Origin of the sequence: Dapis hubbardiae BLCC-M172, from assembly GCF_050016015.1 — a bacterium.
Taxonomy (GTDB): Bacteria; Cyanobacteriota; Cyanobacteriia; order Cyanobacteriales; family Microcoleaceae; genus Trichodesmium.
This window is the reverse complement of record NZ_JBNHEQ010000038.1, coordinates 1-20,269: the sequence shown is the minus strand read 5'-3', so window position 1 is coordinate 20,269 and position 20,269 is coordinate 1. Positions and strand designations below refer to the sequence as shown.

The window sequence follows — 20,269 nt, the reverse complement described above, 5'->3', positions numbered from 1 at the left end:
TAACCATTTGAAATGGGGGCGGGTTTATTTAATTTTGTTGACTTCCCATTAACACCCTATGTGGAACCCGCCCCTACATCATTAACATTCTTAACTTTTGACTTTTTATTTTTGACTTTTGACTTTCTGAAAATTATTGACATATCAAATTTTTTTGTTATATTAATCTTATCCAACATATCAAATTTTTTTGGAATGACAGCATGAAAGAAAACCTAAAAGTGCTGGTAAGCGGTCTCAAGAAAAAGACCCTAACTATTGGGGTAGCAGTAATGCTGGGTGCTTGTGGTTCCACTCAGGCAAAACAACAACCGATAAAAATTGATGGTTCCAGCACTGTATACCCTATCACCCAAAAACTTGTCGAAAAATTCAACGCCACCGACAAGCCCGATGTAGAAGTCAGTGCCAGTTTTTCCGGTACAGGTGGAGGCTTTAAAAAGTTCTGTGCTGGAGAAACTGACATTAATAATGCTTCGCGCCCCATACTTAAAAATGAGATGGAAGCTTGCAAGCAAAACAAAATCTCCTATATTGAATTACCTATTGGGTTCGACGCTCTAACCATCGTCGTTAACCAGGCAAATACCTGGGCAGAAGACATTACTGTGTCTGAGTTAGCAAAGATTTGGGCACCTGAAGGGCAAGGAAAAATCACCAAATGGAACCAAGTACGTTCCTCATGGCCAGACAAACCATTAATCTTATTTGGTCCCGGAGCTGACTCTGGAACTTATGACTATTTTGCTGAAGCTATTGTTGGATCAGCAAAAGCAACTCGTAGTGACTACACAGCCAGCGAAGACGACGAAGTGTTAGTTACAGGAGTTAGCAAAGAACCCAACGCTTTAGGTTATTTTGGTTACGCTTATTATGTAGAGAATAAAGACAAACTAAAATCTTTAGCCGTTGATAGTGGTAATGGCGCGATCGCTCCAACTACAACAGCAGTCGAACAAGCAAAGTATCAACCCCTAGCTAGACCACTATTTATTTATGTAAATGCGGTATCAGCACAAAATAACCCATTAATGAATGAATTCATTGACTTTTACATGAATAATGCCCAAGAAGTTGTGAATGATGTAGGTTATGTTGCATTTGGGGAAGAGAGTTATATGAAACTTTACCGCAACTACCATAAAACAAAAGTAGGAACTGTATTTGGTGGGGAAGCGCAGCTCAATTTAACTATTTATGAAGTTCTCACGAAACGAACAGAATATTAATTGTACAAATTATGACTACAAATTTACCCCAAGTTAATACATCTGCTGTGCAAGCAGGTGGTAAACTTAGTTTCTTTGAAAAATATCTGACTGTTTGGGTAGCATTGTGCATTTTTGCAGGTATAGCTTTGGGTAAAATATTTCCTGGTGTGGCAAAAACATTAGATGCTATGAGCATTTATCAAGTATCTATCCCCATTGCTATATGTCTATTTTTTATGATGTATCCGATCATGGTGAAAATAGACTTTACCCAAGCTAAAAATGCTGCCCGCGCCCCTAAACCTGTAATCTTAACATTAGTTGTAAATTGGGCAATTAAACCTTTTACAATGGTAGCATTTGCCCAATTTTTTCTGGGTTGGTTATTTCGCTCACTGCTAACAGGTACAGAAATATTACGAGGTACAGAAGTCGCGATCGCCGACTCTTATATTGCTGGTACAATATTACTTGGTATCGCACCTTGTACGGCAATGGTATTAATGTGGGGTTATCTTTCCTACAGTAACCAGGGACACACATTAGTAATGGTGGCAATTAATTCCCTGGCAATGTTGTTTTTGTATGCTCCACTTGGGCGATGGTTGCTATCAGCAAATAATTTAACAGTACCTTGGGAAACTATTGTTTTATCAGTGCTAATTTATGTTGGTTTACCTTTGGCGGCGGGAATGTATAGTCGTTACTGGATTTTTAAATATAAAGGAAAAGCTTGGTTTGAACGTAAGTTTCTCAAATATTTAAGTCCTGTTTCTACTGCTGCATTATTGATAACTTTAGTTTTGTTATTTGCTTTTAAGGGTGAATTAATTGTAGAAAATCCATTTCATATATTATTAATAGCAGTACCACTATTTATCCAGACTAACTTTATTTTCTTGATTGCTTATGTAGCAGCTTTGAAAATGAATTTACATTACGAAGATGCTGCACCTGCTGCTTTAATTGGAGCAAGTAATCATTTTGAAGTAGCGATCGCCACTGCGGTGACTCTATTTGGCTTAAATTCTGGAGCTGCATTAGCAACGGTAGTGGGAGTATTAATAGAAGTACCAGTAATGTTGATGTTGGTGGAAGTTTGTCAACGTACAGCTTTTTGGTTTCCTCGCGAACCAGAAAAAGCTACATTAATTGACCCCCGTTGTTGTAAGTCTCAGTAACTCAAGCATCTTGCTTGCTCATCCTTCCGGCAGGGTATTTCATTAGCGCGTGTGGCATTTGTGTTTTACAGGCAAGATACCTGTGTTACATATACCTAGACAGGCAAGATGCCTGTGTTACAGATGTAACTGAATATCAAGAAAAGGAAAACTAACAATGGAAGAAGAAACAACTCAACCGATAGCAGAAAATTTGTGGTGGGTAATTCCAGGTAAACTAGCAGGAGTGCGGAAACCAACAGGAGAAGAGTTGCCAGAATTACAGGAATTAGGTATTGGAGCAATAGTCTCTGTAATGGACGACCCTTCTAATTTAGAACTTTATCAGGAAGCTAAATTACCTCATCTATGGTTACCAATAAAAGGAGGAACTGCACCAAGTAAAGAACAAGTTCAAAAATTACAGGATTTCATTGATAGTCAAAATCATGCAGTTGCAATTCATTGCACCAATGGCAAAAGACGAACAGCTACTGCTCTTGCCGGGTATTTGATTAATTCTGGATCATCCTATGAGAAGACAATGGAGATTATTTTAACAGCAAATCAAGAAATTGATTTACGGAAATCTCAAAGTAGCTTTTTACAAGATTTAGCCAAAAATTAAGTTGTTTAAATCTAGGACTTACGCAGGCGAACCCAGAAACCGGGTTTCTCCTAGACGTCTATTGATCAAAACAATGATTTACCCTAGAAACCGGGTTTCTTTCCGTAAGTGCTAAAATCGTTGAATTAAAGGAATAAAAAAATGTCTATTCTCAAAACTCATATTGCTCTAACAGCAACCAACCTAGAAAACTCGGTTGAATTTTATCAAGCTTTGTTTGGAGTTGCACCAGTTAAGTATAAATCTGATTATGCAAAATTTGATATTGCTAACCCACCATTAAATCTTACTCTTAACTTAGGGGAAAATGTGCAGTCAGGTGGAAACTTAGACCACTTGGGAATACAGGTAGAAACTTCCCAGGAAGTAGCAGCAGCAATTGAGAGATTTAAGATTGCTGAATTATCAATATTTGAGGAACATAATACAGACTGCTGTTATGCACTTCAAGATAAAGTTTGGGTTACAGATCCCGATGGCAACCGTTGGGAAGTGTTTGTTGTGAAAGTTGCCGATACTGCACCAGAAAAAAATCTAGTTGTTAGTGTTGAGTCAAACTCAACAAAATCTACTTGTTGTCAATAAAATTCAATGGTTATCTAACATAAATAGGACTTAAGCATGAGGTACGAAAACTAGGATTTGAGATTGCTATCCGTTCCGGACTGCTTCGCAAACCCTGTCGGTCGCAATGACTAAGATACCTTGTAATACCTAAGTCCTAATAAGTAGAAATAGTATATTTAAAGGAGGAAAAAATATGACAGTACGCATAGGAATAAATGGATTTGGTCGCATGGGAAGGTTAGGACTCCGTGCAGCTTGGGGATGGCCTGAACTAGAGTTTGTTCACATTAATGAAATTAAAGGAGGTACGGCAGCAGCAGCACATTTACTCAAGTTTGATTCTGTACATGGCAGGTGGTCGCCGGAAGTTGAAGCAGCAGGCGAACAGGTAATAATTGATGGTAAACCTCTTAGTTTCAGTGAATATTCCCAACCAGGTGAGGTACCTTGGGAAAAGTTTGGTGTTGATATTGTGTTGGAATGTTCTGGTAAGTTTAGGACTAAAAGCACTCTCGAACCTTACTTTCAACATGGTGTCAAAAAGGTTATTGTGGCGGCACCAGTTAAAGAAGAAGCTTTAAATGTAGTCATGGGTGTCAACGATCATCTCTATGAACCTGAAAAACACAATTTACTCACAGCAGCTTCTTGTACCACGAACTGTTTAGCTCCAGTGGTAAAAGTGATTCACGAAGGATTAGGAATTAAACATGGAGTTATTACTACTATCCATGACAATACGAATACTCAGATTATTGTTGATGCACCTCATAAAGATTTGCGTCGTGCCAGAGCTACAAGTCTTTCACTGATTCCTACTACAACCGGATCTGCAACAGCGATCGGACTAATTTATCCAGAGCTTAACGGTAAGTTGAATGGTTTAGCAGTACGAGTTCCTTTGTTGAATGCTTCTTTGACAGACTGTGTATTTGAAGTGGTTCGCCCTACCACGGTAGGAGAAATTAACAGTTTATTGGAAACTGCATCACAACAACCACCACTTAAAGGAATTTTGGGTTACGAAGAACGTCCTTTAGTTTCCGTTGACTATAAAGATGACCCTCGGTCTTCTATTATTGATGCTCTTTCAACAATGGTAGTAGACGAAACTCAAGTGAAAATTTTGGCTTGGTATGACAATGAATGGGGTTATGCTAACCGTATGGTAGAGTTAGCTCGAAAAGTTGCTTTGAGTTTGAAATAGTTATTGTAATATTACAGTAAATAGGCAATAAGAATAAAGGGAGCAAAATGCTCCCACTTTCGTTCTTCTTGCAAAGCTGCTACAACTAGAAAAAAGATTTGCTAAACTTAATAAATGGGAAAATAAATCCAATAAAAAGGAGAAAAATATGACTGAAGTTTCTATTAGGATGAAAGATATTTTTAAGCAGAGAGCAATTTCAATTATAGAGAATTTCCTGGCTACTGATAATTTGTTTGAAAATTTAGAAAGAGATGAAACGCAATATATTCGATACTTTTCTCAGAAATTGTTCTCCAGAAGAATTACAACAAATGACTGAGGAGATACTTAGTTCTAAAATCAGACGTATATTGGGAGGACAAGTATTATTTGGATTAATAAGTGATTTAACACCTGAAGAAATAGAGGAGTTTGATGCAGCAATTCGAGATATTAGGAAAATGTGAATGGAATATTTATTAGATACAAATATTTTAACTGCTATTCTTAAAAAAGATTCTCGACTACTTGAGCGACTGAATAATTTTAATTATAGAGAAGAGAAACTTTTTATCAGTTGCATTACCTATTTTGAAAGTGAGGGAGGTTTATTAGCTGTTAATTCCCAGAAAAAGTTAGCTATTCTTGAGAATTTGTGTAAAACCTATATCAATATTTTGTTTTTAGACAAAATAGAGATTATTAATATGGCCTCTGGAATTTATGCAAATTTAAGGCAAAAAGGAACCCCCATACAAATTCCTGATATTATGATTGCAGCTACGGCAATTTATCATAATCTGGTTTTAGTTTCTAATGATTCGGATATGTTAAGAATTGAAGGTTTAATTTGAGAGGATGTTTGAAAAGTATGAATTTTGATTTAGATCCCCCCTAACCCCCCTTTACAAGGAGGGAAATGCAATGGAAAGTCGCCCTTATTGGGGATTTAGGGGGATCGATGAATTCTCAAACACCCTCTAATAAAATTGGTTGCAATAGTTTAAATTAATTAATAAAAATAATGTCTTCTACTACAAGTGCTAGTATAAAAAATTATGCCCTAGTCACCCTTGCTTACTGGGGTTTCACCATTACTGATGGTGCTTTACGAATGTTGGTGCTACTCTACTTCCACAAAATTGGCTACACTCCCCTAGAAATTGCATCTTTATTCTTATTTTATGAAATTTTTGGTATCTTCACGAATTTTTTCGGCGGTTGGATCGGTTCTCAATTTGGATTAAAAGTGACTCTGTATACTGGTATTGGGTTACAGGTTTTCGCCCTAATTATGCTTTCTTATGTAGACCAAAGTTGGACGCAATGGTTGGCAGTATTTTATGTGATGGTAGCACAAGCATTTTCTGGAATTGCTAAAGACTTAACAAAAATGAGTTCTAAAAGTGCTATTCGCTTAGTTGTTCCCCAGGATGCTCAATCATCTTTATTTAAGTGGGTGGCAGTGTTAACTGGTTCCAAGAATGCTCTTAAAGGTGTTGGTTTTTTTGTAGGTAGTGCGCTGCTGACGTTATTTGGATTTGTTAATGCTCTCTGGATAATGGCGGGAGGGTTGTTTTTGATTATGTTCACTGGTTTAATGTTGCCAAAGGGGATGGGTAAAATTAAGCAGAAGGTGAAATTTAAACAACTTTTTTCTAAAAGTCAAGAAATTAATATTCTTTCTGCTGCCCGTTTCTTTTTATTTGGTTCGCGAGATGTTTGGTTTGTGGTGGGATTACCTGTTTTCCTGCAAAGTGTTTTGGGATGGTCGTTTTATCAAGTTGGTGGATTTATGGCTTGTTGGGTGATTGGTTATGGTATAATTCAATCTTTAGCACCGACACTTATAAAGAAATTTGGTTCCGGTGAGCCACCACAATCAAAAACTATCCAATTTTGGACATTTACATTAACTGCTGTTCCCTGCGCGATCGCTCTGGCGTTACAATTTGGTTTACCTGCTAATTTGGTTATTGTTGGTGGGTTGATGTTGTTTGGTGTAGTGTTTGCTTTTAATTCTGCGGTTCATTCCTACCTGGTATTAGCATTTACTGATGATGACAAAGTGGCTTTAAATGTTGGCTTCTATTATATGGCTAATTCTGGTGGTCGTCTTGCAGGTACGGTTTTATCTGGGTTGGTTTATCAGATATTTGGTTTGGTTGGGTGTTTGTGGGTATCGATGTTGTTTGTGTTCGCAGCAGCTTTAGTTTCTCTGAAATTACCCGATCCTCAACCGAGTCAAGCTATAGCTTGGAAAGCTGGTGGGGGAGATTAATAAGTAGGTTGGGTTAAGCGAGAGCGCAACCCAACAAAAACCAAGACAATAAAGGAAGAAGTAGGTTGGGTATAACGAAGTCAAACACAAGAATAATAATAATGTTGGGTTTCGTTCCATGCTTCGCAACCCTAACGGGAACAACCCAACCTACAAAGCTACTAATTTTAATTTTATGGAATTCACATTTATTAATGTAGGTTGGGTAGAACGGAGTGAAACCCAACACAAAGCGCAAAGGGGGATAATGTTGGGTTTCGTTGACTCAACCCAACCTACAACTGGTATCGTCGAGAAAAAAAAGAGAAGGGTAAATTCCCCTCTCTTCTTCTTTTTAGCCTTTAGTCTTTCTCTTGCTGCCTAGCAAAAAACCGCCTAGTGTGATAAAACCTAAAATTAGGCTGGGTTCTGGAGTGGCTTCAGGTTCTTCCCGCTCCACTTCTTGGAATTTCGCCCACACTCCAGCATTTTGATATAGATCAAACACATAATTATCCCGATCATGCGACATAATAGTCGGAGTTTCGGAAGACAAATCATTCCATTTGGCATCTAATATTGAGTACGCGCGGTTGCCTTGTAGTTCATAGGGGAGCCAGAACACGTCCATTTTCATGTCACCATATTGACCAGTGCTGTTCACTGTGTACTGATCATCGCCCAGCGCCTCCGATAGTGATTTCCAGGCTTTCTGGGCCTCGTCATACCCCTCGAAGTCTAAAGAGCCACCAAAGACCTCCGAAAAAGTTCCCTGGACTAATTGCACATCATATAATACCCCTTCTACCTCAAGACCATCAATTCCTATTACACGACCATCATCAGTTTTGCGTAGAGTCAACGCTGATGCTTCAGACACAAAAGCAGTGCTAGCTAGTAAGGCAGCGCTAGTAAGAGTAGCTGTGAATTGTGCAGCTTTTGTTGCGAATTTGGTAAAGGTTTTGTATTGCATTGTTGTTTCCACCTTTTTTTAGTTTCCTTTTTGGGTTTTTGCCGGGAAGAACTGGGAACAGTCTCGGGCTTTCCGGTATGGGATTCTTGGTTGGTGGCGTCTGATTCTTCTGGCGTCTCGTCTTGTCCGTCGGGCGGGGCGTCTGATGATTCGGGCGTCATCTGATGATTCCGGTCAAGTCCGGGGTATTGCTCCGGTTTTCCTTTTCTTTTGTCTACATGATTAATCTATCTCTCTTATTCGCCTCTGTCAATTAGTGAATACACGGAATTTTCATTTCAAATATTGTTCATTCCTAGGCATTTTCCGCAAGCAGCAAATTAGTTTTCATCACGACTGCGTATTTTCCACGATAGTTGTTAGTTCAGTAGGGTGTCGTTAGCGATAGCGTAACGCACCAATTCGTAGGTGTAGAAGTAATATCAAATACGCTTAATTTGGTACAAAAAATTTGTGTTACGCTCTACTTAGCCCTGCTTTTCATGTTGTGCAGCAAAACACACTTCTTAGGACTGGCACAACTAAAATGGTGCGTTACGACAGATTGCTAAATACTTTTCATAGTCTGAATTTAAGCTGTCTAACGCACCCTACTAGACTGATAACTGATAACTGAATAGGGTGGGTTCCGCTAAAATGGTGCGTTACGACAGATTGCTAAATACTTTTCATAGTCTGAATTTAAGCTGTCTAACGCACCCTACTGGACTGATAACTGATAACTGATAACTGAAATGGCAAAATCCCACAAATGATGCGCCATTTCTAATTTACTACAAGAGGGAATATCTAACTGTCTACCTTCTGCATCCAGAAAAATTCCCTGATTTGTATTACTACCAAAACCGGCACCTTCACGATCTATAGGGTTAGCAACAATAGCATCTAAATTTTTCACCCGCAATTTTTCCAACGCAGGGGCAACAATATCTCCAGTCTGTGCTGCAAAACCTATTAAATATTGATGAGACTGCTTTAATTTTCCCAACTCTGCCACAATATCTGGTACTGGTGTCAAAGGTAATGAATTTGGTAGCGATCGCTTGGGCAATTTCTCACTACTATATTCAGCAGGTTTGACATCTGCCACCGCAGCACTCATTACAATTATATCTGCTTCGGCAAAATGAGCTAACATTGCTTGCTGCATCTGAGCAGCACTTACTACTTCTATAATTTTTACCCCCGACAACAGCAACTCTCCCGAAATACTATGCACGAAAGTTACATTTGCTCCTCGATGCAATGCTGCCTGAGCTAAAGCTATTCCCATTTTACCCGTAGAAGGATTACCAATAAATCTCACAGGATCTAAATGTTCCCGCGTTCCACCTGCACTAATTAATATTTTCTTACCTGCTAAATCTCTTTTACCTGCTGTATATAATAAAGATTTTATATTTGTGACTATTTCCTTGGGTTCGGCCATTCGACCTTGACCAACGCGATCGCAAGCTAAAATTCCAGCGCCAGGATAAATACCATAATATCGTTTTTCTGTCAATATTTGTTGCCAATTTCGTTGTACTGCTGTTTGTTCCCACATATCAGTATTCATGGCGGGAGCTAATAAAATGGGGCAACTAGAAGCTAAAATGGTATTAGTCAGTAAATTATCAGCAAAACCATAGACTAATTTTGCCAAAGTATTTGCGGTGAGGGGAGCAATAACTATTATTTCCGCCCATTCTCCTAACTGAATATGCAGCGGACGTCCGTGAGAAGGTTGCCAAAAATCTTGGTCTGTATAAGCGGGATAACGACAGAGAGTAGATAAAGTCAGAGGTGTAATAAATTGTTGAGCAGCATCTGTCAAAATTGCTCTAACTTCAAATCCAGATTTTACTAGAGTAGAAACTACTTCACAAACTTTATAAGCTGCAATACCACCACAAATACCAATTAAAACTTTTCTACTCATAATATTTTAAAGAGGGAGTAGGGGAGTAAGGGAGTGGGGGAGTAGGGGAGAAGTAAAAATATGCAGAAACCAGGTTTATAGACAAAATAAAGAATTGATGATTGCTGTAGGATAATTAATTTGATTTTTTATTATTGGAAATATTTCTTATACCAATTCAAAACAATAATGATACAAAAAAGTACCTCTTGATGGAACTGCTTAAAAATGGCTTCTCCAATTTATTTCAGATATTACATTAATAGTAATTCCCATACTTGTGAGATACACATTTTTTTTGCTTTGGTAAGTAGAAAATTAGACAAGTATGAAGATAAGAAAAATAACTGTACTTCATAATTGTGGGAATTGCTATATTTACCTCTTCTCTCCTAGATGACTAAAGCCTTCTTACCGAATTATTAATTATTAATAATTAATAATTCTGGTTTAAAGCCTCCCCTTGGATATGGGAAAAAGCGGTCGTTAGCGAAGCTGTCCGTTAGGATGGGATGGCGAGGTTTCCCGCTCTTGCAGAGCCACTTCGTTAACGCCATATCCAATCGACCAAGAGAAAAGTGCTCTTGAATTTCCTGATCTTCAATTCCGTAAAGGTTTTAACGGCTAGGTAATTATCAATTATCCATTATCCATTATCAATTAATGAATTCTTCTTTCTTTCCAAATAATAAGGAGTGTTATTGATTATCTCAAAAAATCAACACTCCTAAATAAAAAAAATATTAAATTATTAACTGTGTATTCCCAATATTTCAAGCCTCATCACAAGGCTCTAAATCCAATAAATGGATATAAGGTTCAATTAACTCTGGACGTTGAAAGGCGATCGCTCGTAGCAGGTGCCAATCTTTTAACCCGTCAAAAGGATTTTTATAGTCATCTTCCTCAAGACGAAAAGCCAACTTAGCTACATCATCTGTAGTCAAACTAGAAACTTCGTTTAAGGAACGGGTTACAGTTTGCATCAAAACCAACCTCCCTGAAATGGCATCTGCTGAAAGCATTAATTAAGATAGAGTGCTATTAACATCTATATAATATAATAGTAATTCTAAGCTTTTGCTATAACATCTATAACAAAACTTCGCATTAACTTCAAAATTTCCGGGCGAATTTCATGCCCCATATCAAATTCTTGATATTGTATATTTGCCCCTAAATTTGTGAAAGAATCACGCGATCGCCTTCCTTGTTCAATAGGTACAACTGGGTCTTCTATACCATGTACCATTAAAATGGGCGGTAATTTTTCTACAGATGGTTGAACTGGAGAATGTATAAAGCCACTTAAAATAATTAAACCTGCTAATGGCAATGTTACCCCCACATCCATAGTCATTGCTCCACCCTGAGAAAAACCACATAGAATAGTTTTAGATAAAGGTATTCCTGTTTGACTTTCCAGAGAAATTAGCCAATCAATCAATATTTGGCGACTTTCTACTAAACCTGGGAATTCTTTTTTGGACATATCGTACCACATTTTTCCTCCAGGAACTTGAGGATGAGGTAGTGGGGCATCTGGGAACTCAAACCGATAGTCAGGAAGATTTAACTCTCCTACAAAGGGTGTTAAATCATTACAGTTAGCTCCAAAACCATGCAAAGCTACAAACAGAGAATTAGGTTCAGTTTTAGGTGAAAAGGGAATTGAATTTAATTGTGCCATTTTTAGGGAGTAGGGAATAGGTTGAATAATTAATAATTACCTCTTCTTATAAAGAAGAGAATTGGTTAAAAAGAATTTTTTTTCTTTCTTCTATATGAATGGAGAGGCTTTATACCTTAATTTTTCGGTAAGGAGCAAACAAAAAATATTTACCTCGTCAGTTGTACCGCATTAATCACCGAATCTGCTATGGACAAATCTGGCAATTACTGCAATTTTTAGGATGGTAAGGTACAGCTTAATACTAACAGGACTTACCGAATGATTAATAATTATGGGGTTAGTGAATGATTGTATGATTTTTAGTAGTCAGTAGTTAAGAAAAGTTTTTTCCTTACTATCAATCTTACTCTGATACAAATTTTCATACCTTATTTCACCAACACCAAAGAATTCTTGCATTATTAATTTTTCATTATTAATTATTAATTGTTTACTACTCCCTCAAAAAAATGGTTAACAAACGCAAATCACTTCCACCTTCTCTAACAATTAAATTAGGAAAGTGGGTTTGGACAACACTATGGCAAATAATGATGTCAAGACTTGCTCCTAGAAATAATTCTGGAGAATATATTCGCCCAGCTAGTCTATTTAGAGAAACAATAAATACACAAACAGAAAATAAATATCAACCAGCTAGTAAACGTTATCGTCTATTTGTGGGACTTGGTTGTCCTTGGGCACACCGAACTCTTGTTGTTAGAGCGCTGAAAGGTTTGGAAGATATTATATCAGTAACTATTGCATCTCCAGCAGGGGATAAGGGTATTTGGGTATTTGAGGATGAACAAGAAGGATGTGGTACTTTACCAGAATTATATAGTTTAGCACAACCTGGTTACAATGGGCGTTCGACTGTACCTGTATTATGGGATGAGCAAACAAAAACTATTGTTAATAATGAAAGTGGAGATATTATTGTTATTCTTAATTCTGAATTTAATCAGTTTGCTAAAAATCCAGATATTGACCTTTATCCAGAACAATTAAAAGCAAAAATAGACGAGTGGAATGAAAAGATTTACTACACAGTAAATAATGGGGTTTATCGTTGTGGGTTTGCCCAAAGTCAGCAGGCTTATGAAAAAGCTTGTCGGGAATTATTTACTACTTTAGATGAAATTGACAATACACTTTCTAAAAGTCGATATCTTTGTGGGGAGTTAGTAACATTAGCAGATGTACGTTTATTTACTACTTTATTCCGTTTTGATGTTGTTTATTATGGATTATTTAAGTGCAACTTACGGAGAATTAAAGATTATCAATATTTGAGCGTTTATCTACAAGATTTATATCAACTTCCAGGAATAGCAGATACTTGTAATTTAGAAGCAGTGAAAACTGATTATTATGGTAATCTTTTTCCTCTTAACCCTGGTGGAATTATTCCTTTGGGTTGATAATCAGTTATCAGTTATCAGTAAACACTTTTCATGTCGCGCAGCGTTTCATGTCGGCGACAGCCGAAAAGTAAAGCATTCTCAATGTCTTCACTTTTTAGGTCATAAATCATCTTTTTTATCAAAGGGATATCTCCTGTAAAATCTTTTTATCACCCTTACTATTCTTCAGCAAAAAACACAATGAACAATTAATAATTAATAATTACCCCTTCTTGAAACGGATAGTATTGGCGCTCAAGGATTTTTTTTGATTTATCCCCTTGAAAGGGGAGGCTTCAAGGCGTGAATTGTTGAATGAATAATTAATTATTGACTATCAACTCTTAATTATTAACTATTAATTATTAATTATTCGGTAATATTCTTTTTTCAAATCGGTATAAGCTAATTATTTTTTTTATAAAAAAGCAGTGGGAGAATGTTCCTCCCGTATTTTTCTATTAAAATAGAGAAAACTGATGCTCAAGGAAAAAAATATTTATTTTCCCCTTGAAAGGGAAAACTTTTAACCTGAATTATTTAATTAGGGTTTGCTGATTAAATGTCAAAGTATTTACTGGTATTGGTTTTAGGCTTTTTAGGTCTGTAAAAACTACGCCTGTTTCAGCTCTTTAACCTCAAAAAGGAGCGGATTTTGGGCGCATAGTTAAGTAAAAAAATTACTCCCCTACTCCCCTACTCCCTACTCCCCTGCTCCCCTACTCCTGACAAAAAACTTTTTCAGCAAACCCTAATTATTTAAGTAGGGTTTGCTGAATAAATATAAAAGTATTAACAGATAAAGGTGTTAGCCTTTTTAAGTCGGGAAAAAGTACCTAATTTTGAGCTGCTTTATACTCAAAAATTTATGATTTTGAGGAAGAGTTGAGAAAAAAAATTACTCCCCTACTCCCCCACTCCTTAAAAAAGACTTTTTCAGCAAACCCTCAGTAAGCATTCAGCCGTCAGCTATTAACTATCAGCTTCCGGGAAATATCTAGATTTCCAGCCACACAATGTATGGGTTTACAACTCAACCCTCGTTTTTGTACTTCAATTTATGGCTTGAAAATGTACTATCAGTTCAAAGATTTGCTTGATTTATAATTAGGGTTTGCTGAATAAATATAACATCCTTTATAGATAAAAGTTTCAGCCTTTTTAAGTCGGGAAAAAGTATAAGGTTTTCATTCTAGGGAGCTGCAAAAAGTTAGGATTTTGTGTTGACTCATGCCTGAAAAATCAAGGTATAATTCTTCTGACTACCTCCTTGAATTCCCGATTTATCCTGACTCTGTACGGATGTTGCATAACAAAAATGCTAACGTCCCTACCTCCTGACTCCTACCCTCACCCATAAGACTTTATTCAGCAAGCCTTAATTAGAGCTGTTTCGCTTTCCTACGGAATCCTAACGCAAACGCGAGATGGAAAGCGGAGCATTCCCTATACGAAAAAGCGCAGCTCCTCTGCAGTAGGCTAACTGACTCCTAATAGCTGTTTGCGCAGCATTCCGCAGGAAATGCTTAAATTATTAATTATTAATGGCTTTGTTGCATGAAAGTATATAGCTGTCCCACAAGCAAGTGCATCTGTACAATAACAACGTGCGGAAGACTACTCTAACTATTGGACAATAGATGAATAGAACATCAATTTTGATATGGTAAAATGCTGAAACTTTTGCCTGTAAAGCCTTTGAGGTTTAATTTCCTAGCCCTAACTATTGGACAATAGATGAATAGAACATCAATAATTGCGAAAGAGAGCGATATAGCTGCAGAATTGATTTTCTATCGCTAATTATGCAACAGAGCCATTATTAATTATTAACTATTAATTATTAAAGGTTCCTTTAATTTTTGCCTACTGCTAGCTACTAACTTACTTAAATATTCTCGTACATATTCTGCTTGTTCATAATTTAATTCATATCTATTACTTTCAGTTTCCCAATCAAAAAGAGGTTTTCCTTTCAAAATTTTATAGTCATCATTTTGCTGAGAAACTTCACTTAATAGAATTAAATCTTCCTGAGAAGGGATTAAACCAACAGGTAAATTTCCATCTAAAATAGTTTGAATTTTTTCTTGGCAAACGCGAGTATTTATACCTCGTTTCTCTAATAACTGAAAAATTTCTTTGACAGATAAAGGATAATCTGAAAAAACTTGCAATATCTCCCAAAGTATAAAATAATCATTGTATTGTTGCTGAGGTATATCTACAATTTTTGGATATAAAGGTAAGATAGCTAAACCATAAGCAACTCTACCAATAGTTAGTTTAATATCTTCTACCTGAGATAAACAATTATCAGATCTCTGCTCATTTTCTTGCCCTAAATCTACATTTTCCGACTCAACTTTTCCATCTTGTACAATAATTGCATTAGGCAATTTTTGACGTAACCAACGAGCGATCGCCTTCCAACAACCACTACCTCCAGTACAAATAGCGCGGTTAATTCCTACAGGAGATATTCCCACCTTACTCAAAAAATTATTTAACTCCTGATTTAATTGTTGTACAAAAGGTTCTAATACTTTAGTTTCTAAATCTTTTTGTTGTAAATACTTGATATTATTTCCTATATTCAAACTAAACTCTTTTTCCGATGGCAAAATTACCTTTAAATTACGAGCCGTTACTAATAATTCTTGTCTATAGGATGAACTTTGTAACCACTGCTGTAGTTGATACCTAATTGACAAATCTGGATAACCTGGTCGTGGCCATACTTGACTGGATTTTTCCTGATCGTCTTGATTATTGGATAAACTTTTTATAATATCATCTTTTAGTAACAGTTGACAAATAATATCTTGATCTAAAGCATGACCTCCATAAGCAAAACTATGACAATAGAAGTTAGAGTAGGTTAAATTTTGCCCATTTTCCGGTAAATTCACCAACGCAAATTCTGTTGTAGTTGCCCCCACATTCACAATTAAAATTCTACCTCGTCTTAAATCTGAAATGCCATAATTTTCTGTATCTTCTGTTACCGAAGTTAATTCTGATAAAGCCGTGGCGATCGCATCCTCAATCACAACTACTTGATTGACATTTTTCACCAAACCTGCTTCTAAAACTGCCTCCCGAAGATTAAAGCGATAAGCTTCTGGCCAACTTGCAGGAGAACCCATAATTACAGAATTTAATTGTGCAAAAGCTGAGACAAAAGCTTGATGTTCCAATCCCACTGCACCACAAATATAATCATTGGTAATAACTGTTGTTTGACTGTCTTTCTCAATCAGAGAAATAGAGTTTTGGAGATTAACTTGAGGCTGAAAAGTCTTCAGTAAAGTCACTAACCCCTGTTTAACTAAACTTAGAGGAATTTGATGTTTTTCAGACCATTGTAAAATAGGTTCGTGAGAAGTTTTAGCATAAAAATTAGGAGGTAGGAGAAAAGACTCTTCTTGTTTCTCTTGTAATTTTTGCTGTTCAAATTTAATTGCAACGTAAGGGATAGTAACTTTTAAACTAGGCTTAAAATCTTCTAGTAATAAAGGTTGTTCTGCGATAGTTTCTTCCTCATCATTGTCAGCTTCTTCTAATTTTTGAGCTATATAAATAATTGATGGTAACCTATATATTTTCTCAGGATAATTAAATGTTTTAATACTTTTTGTAGAGAGAGTAAATTCTTGATTAATTTCTGGAATATCTAATTCTGGTTTAGCTACTACCAGCTCCCAATATATAGGATGAATTTCGCCACTTATGCGATTCAATAACGCTGCAGAAATACCAGTAGTACCAAAGTCAATTCCTAAATACCATGGTGAAGTTTTTTGATGTGATTTTATATCTGGTTCCATTTCTAATGAGGTCAATTTTTTTTTTCTAAATTTTGAGTATCTTCAAGTAAAGTTTCTATATCTAAAAATTCCTGATTGTCTGTTGCTATTATTTCTTCTTCATCTGTTGTAGGTGTTAAGTTCTCTAAGATATCTTCCAGAGTTATTTCATTGTCTGTATTTTCTTCTGAATTATAAATATTTTCCTGCTTACTTGCCGTTGATTTGTCAGAAATATCATCTATATTCATAAATAGATCGTCTAATTTAGCAACTTTTTCTTTAGAACCAATCACAAGACTATTATCAACTGAATCAGGAGTATTTTCTGTTGAATCTATACCCTGGTCTTCTCCTAATTGTAATTGAGTCTGTCCCGGATCGTCTATTAATTCATCTACATCTATTTCCTCTAAACTTTCCAAATCAGAACGCAAATATTCTAGAGTGTTACTATCTAATAATAATCCTTTTGGTTTTTCATCTGGTTTTTCTACAGGTAACAGGCTTTGTGTTATAGGTGCCTGAATATATGTTTCTTCTGCCGATTCATCTGTAAAGTCATTTATATTTTCATTTATATTTTTTTGAGTTTCTTGAGCTTCTCTAGGAGCAATTAAGTTGTTAGTTTCTACTTCATTAACCTCTAGCTTTCCAAATAAATTACTAAGAGATTCAAGTATTTCTGTATTGTTTGAATTTTCTCTATTTTCAGAGCCGTCTAATTTTAATTCTGGAGTTAGTAATACCCCATCTTTTATTTGAACAGTTTCATTTTGATAGTTTTTTTGTTCTTGATAATTATCTTCAAAATTAGGAGGTGTTAGTTGAGCTGAAATTTCATTTTCCTGGTTGTTGCTTTTAAGTCTTTCTAAGTTTTGTTTTTCATCAATACTAGATTGATGTTTGTTCAAAGATTCTTGATTATTTGACTTATCTGGTTGGAGATTTTTTTTTTCTGTTTCTGTTGCTTCTGAGTCTGGATCTAGTCTTTTCACAAACTCATAACCAGGGTATGGCAATACTACTTTATCTATCGGCTCATTTAATTCATCTATTTCAGGAGATAGCTTTGACATTTCAAGATTTTCAGTAGCAATATTTGCTTCTACATAATTTTCTTCATTTAGCTTTTTTTGCTCACTATCATTACTATTTGAATTATCAACTTTGGAGTTTTCAAAATGATAAAATTCCTCGAATTTATCCTCTGAAATTTCCATAACCTCAGAGGTTTCAACATCCTTAATAGTCTGTCGGTAAAGATTTTGGCTAGAGTCTAAAGCACTCTGACTGGAAGATGGATGCTGAGTTGATAACTGAGATAAATGTTCTAGTAATGTTTCTTTAACTGGGCCAAGTAAAGCTTGAGAAAACTCAGAAATAATTTGCTCCTGTTTAGCGTATTGTTGAGCTAGGGCATAATTTTCTTGTCTTTGCTGTTCAAGTTGCCTAATTTCTTCTCGCAGAGCTTGTCGTTGTTCTTTAAGTATTGTGAAATCTTCTTGTAGATACTGGTTAATAGGGGCAAAAAACTCTTCTATTTGCTGTGGATGTTGTTTAATCTCAAGGTCAACAGTATTTTCTGGAATTGAAGATGGGTCAACAGATAGTAACTGTAGATTGGATCTGTTATCTACATCCTGAGTCAGATAATCCAGCATTTCCTGTAGCATTTCTTGGGTTTTTCTCAGTGTTTCTACGAGAATTTGAGGAGAACTTTGGCTACTAGATTCATTTAGCACCTCATCTATCTCCCTAATTATTGCTTGGATTCTTTTATTCTGCTTCTTCAAGAGTACCACCTCTTTTAATCACCTTCAGTAAGAATTATAGAACTTCTCAGAGTATAATCTAGTCAAATTTTTCTTTGAGTTTCCCTACTCTATCTACAAATTTGAGATAAATTTGACTATAATAGTAAATTCTTTCATTGTGTCTATAGTTAAAATGTTGATATTTAGGTGACAATAACACGGTATTATTCCAGTTATAGCCGAAATTATATTACTCATATACTTAATAAATAAGCCAAATACCAATTATTTAATGTAAATAGCTTTGCTTTACCATATATATTATTTATCGTCAAGTTTATTCAGAAAATGATAATATGATAGACTCTACGGCTGTATTTAGCTAAAAAATGGCCTTGATGGTTGGTTTGAGTTATAGATTTGCCCAGTATTGCTAATCATATTAAATGGATATATTGATAATTAAAGATAGTTTTCATTATCAATTAATGCAGTTTTAACCAGAGGTAATTATCCATGATTCATTATCCATTATCAATTAATGAATATATGGCTTTCAAATGCTTAAAAGTTAGCCAATTTTCTCCAAAAATATATTGATTTTCATTATTAACTTATAATTTACCTCTGGGCTAAATCTCCGGCCCTAATTAATGGAACAGATAACCTCATGGAAGATAGGCACAGTCGCGACCCCCAGTCAAATGTTAAACAATTAATGCTATCCACCCCATTTTTTGAGGGCTTACCAGAAGAGGCATTAGAAAAAGCAGTAATTCATGTAGTCAGCCGTCAACATCCACCTAATCAGGTAATCTTATTGGAAAACGATTGGGGGACTTCAGTATATTTTATTTTGGATGGGTGGGTAAAGATTCGCACCTATAATTTAGACGGTAAAGAAGTAACACTGAATATTTTGGGCAAAGGAGAATTATTCGGAGAGATGGCAGCTTTAGATGAAGTTCCTCGCTCTACTGATGTAATTACTTTAGCTCCTACTTTAATTGGTAATATGCCAGCTCAGGATTTTGCCCATCTCATTCATACCGAACCCATAGCAGGAATCAGATTAGCCCAATTGATGGCCAGGCGCTTACGACAAGTGAATCGACGACTCAGATTACGAGAAGCAGATGCTCAGGCAAGAGTAGCAGATATTTTGCTGTTTCTAGCAGAAGGTCAAGGTACACATTCCCAACAAGGAGTAGAAATTCCTAATTTGCCTCACAGAGAGCTAAGTAGTTTGAGTGGTTTGGCCAGAGAAACAGTAACTAGAGTCTTAAGTAAGTTAGAGAAAAAGTTATTAATTAAGCGCGATCGCGATACTTTATGTATTCCTGACCTCCACGCTTTAGAACGTACACTTGCTTAAAATAGGAGTCAGAATGAATGGCTTCAATGCCATTTATTAGGTTGGAAATTCTCTTTTTTGTCAAAAAGACATCTCCTGCAAAGTCTTTATAATCACACTTAGTTAATAGTAACATTCTTTTTTGAAATTCATATTACGCACTGGTTTAAGTCATAATAATCAGGGTAATCATTAATTAATAATGGATAATGAATAATGGATAATTACCTCTTTCACAGTTTCTCATAAACAATAGATAATAGATAATTAGAGCATATTTAAAGTTTAGATAGAGACAGGGAGAGAAAATTAGAGATTTGAAAAACTCTTTCATTATCAATTATCAATTATCAATTATCAATTATCAATTATCAATTATCAAT

At 35.9% G+C, this 20,269-nt stretch carries 16 protein-coding genes; 10 read left to right on the top strand and 6 right to left on the bottom strand.

Annotated elements, in window-relative coordinates:
• Positions 1 to 203 precede the first annotated feature (203 nt).
• From ACP6PK_RS04170 to arsJ, 8 genes are all read left to right on the top strand, one after another.
• Positions 204 to 1,229, top strand: a complete 1,026-nt coding sequence (locus ACP6PK_RS04170) for a PstS family phosphate ABC transporter substrate-binding protein (protein WP_426558010.1) — start codon at positions 204 to 206, stop codon at positions 1,227 to 1,229.
• An 11-nt stretch (positions 1,230 to 1,240) separates the two neighbouring features.
• Entirely contained in the window at positions 1,241 to 2,392 is a 1,152-nt protein-coding gene (gene arsB / locus ACP6PK_RS04165; RefSeq protein ID WP_426558008.1) for an ACR3 family arsenite efflux transporter, read from the top strand.
• 157 nt (positions 2,393 to 2,549) lie between these two features.
• Complete coding sequence (locus ACP6PK_RS04160; RefSeq protein WP_426558006.1) at positions 2,550 to 2,999, top strand: phosphatase domain-containing putative toxin; 450 nt, start codon at positions 2,550 to 2,552, stop codon at positions 2,997 to 2,999.
• A gap of 141 nt (positions 3,000 to 3,140) precedes the next feature.
• Positions 3,141 to 3,584, top strand: a complete 444-nt coding sequence (locus ACP6PK_RS04155) for an ArsI/CadI family heavy metal resistance metalloenzyme (RefSeq protein ID WP_426558004.1) — start codon at positions 3,141 to 3,143, stop codon at positions 3,582 to 3,584.
• Between the two features lie 175 nt (positions 3,585 to 3,759).
• Positions 3,760 to 4,773, top strand: coding sequence for an ArsJ-associated glyceraldehyde-3-phosphate dehydrogenase (locus tag ACP6PK_RS04150; protein WP_426558002.1), 1,014 nt, complete (start codon positions 3,760 to 3,762; stop codon positions 4,771 to 4,773).
• Between the two features lie 254 nt (positions 4,774 to 5,027).
• On the top strand, positions 5,028 to 5,222 hold the full coding sequence (locus ACP6PK_RS04145; RefSeq protein ID WP_426558000.1) for a hypothetical protein: 195 nt from the start codon (positions 5,028 to 5,030) through the stop codon (positions 5,220 to 5,222).
• Positions 5,223 to 5,609 (top strand): PIN domain-containing protein, encoded by a 387-nt coding sequence (locus ACP6PK_RS04140; protein WP_426557998.1) that lies wholly within the window; start codon positions 5,223 to 5,225, stop codon positions 5,607 to 5,609. It abuts the gene before it with no gap.
• 170 nt (positions 5,610 to 5,779) lie between these two features.
• Positions 5,780 to 7,036 (top strand): organoarsenical effux MFS transporter ArsJ, encoded by a 1,257-nt coding sequence (gene arsJ / locus ACP6PK_RS04135; RefSeq protein WP_426557996.1) that lies wholly within the window; start codon positions 5,780 to 5,782, stop codon positions 7,034 to 7,036.
• A 334-nt stretch (positions 7,037 to 7,370) separates the two neighbouring features.
• Here the strand turns inward: arsJ and ACP6PK_RS04130 are convergent, their stop codons facing one another.
• The 4 genes from ACP6PK_RS04130 to ACP6PK_RS04115 form a co-directional block, all read right to left on the bottom strand.
• A complete protein-coding gene (locus ACP6PK_RS04130; protein ID WP_426557994.1) occupies positions 7,371 to 7,988 on the bottom strand; it encodes a PEP-CTERM sorting domain-containing protein in 618 nt (205 codons plus the stop codon).
• A gap of 700 nt (positions 7,989 to 8,688) precedes the next feature.
• Complete coding sequence (gene coaBC, locus ACP6PK_RS04125; protein ID WP_426557992.1) at positions 8,689 to 9,909, bottom strand: bifunctional phosphopantothenoylcysteine decarboxylase/phosphopantothenate--cysteine ligase CoaBC; 1,221 nt, start codon at positions 9,907 to 9,909, stop codon at positions 8,689 to 8,691.
• Between the two features lie 752 nt (positions 9,910 to 10,661).
• On the bottom strand, positions 10,662 to 10,874 hold the full coding sequence (gene isiD, locus ACP6PK_RS04120) for a protein IsiD (protein ID WP_426558057.1): 213 nt from the start codon (positions 10,872 to 10,874) through the stop codon (positions 10,662 to 10,664).
• An 86-nt stretch (positions 10,875 to 10,960) separates the two neighbouring features.
• Positions 10,961 to 11,578 (bottom strand): alpha/beta hydrolase, encoded by a 618-nt coding sequence (locus ACP6PK_RS04115; protein ID WP_426557990.1) that lies wholly within the window; start codon positions 11,576 to 11,578, stop codon positions 10,961 to 10,963.
• A 452-nt stretch (positions 11,579 to 12,030) separates the two neighbouring features.
• Between ACP6PK_RS04115 and ACP6PK_RS04110 the strand changes: the two genes are divergently transcribed.
• Positions 12,031 to 12,984, top strand: a complete 954-nt coding sequence (locus ACP6PK_RS04110; protein ID WP_426557988.1) for a glutathione S-transferase family protein — start codon at positions 12,031 to 12,033, stop codon at positions 12,982 to 12,984.
• A 1,811-nt stretch (positions 12,985 to 14,795) separates the two neighbouring features.
• Here the strand turns inward: ACP6PK_RS04110 and ACP6PK_RS04105 are convergent.
• Both ACP6PK_RS04105 and ACP6PK_RS04100 read right to left on the bottom strand, forming a co-directional pair.
• Entirely contained in the window at positions 14,796 to 16,811 is a 2,016-nt protein-coding gene (locus tag ACP6PK_RS04105; RefSeq protein ID WP_426557986.1) for a hypothetical protein, read from the bottom strand.
• Positions 16,808 to 18,520 carry a hypothetical protein gene (locus tag ACP6PK_RS04100; protein ID WP_426557985.1) on the bottom strand — a complete coding sequence of 571 codons (1,713 nt, stop codon included), beginning with the start codon at positions 18,518 to 18,520 and terminating at the stop codon, positions 16,808 to 16,810. Before ACP6PK_RS04100 ends, ACP6PK_RS04105 begins: the two co-directional genes overlap by 4 nt.
• Positions 18,521 to 19,202: 682 nt before the next feature.
• On the opposite strand from ACP6PK_RS04100, the gene ACP6PK_RS04095 reads away from it, so the two are divergent.
• Positions 19,203 to 19,907: a Crp/Fnr family transcriptional regulator gene (locus tag ACP6PK_RS04095; RefSeq protein WP_426557983.1), complete on the top strand. Its 705-nt coding sequence runs from the start codon at positions 19,203 to 19,205 to the stop codon at positions 19,905 to 19,907.
• Positions 19,908 to 20,269: the final 362 nt, after the last annotated feature.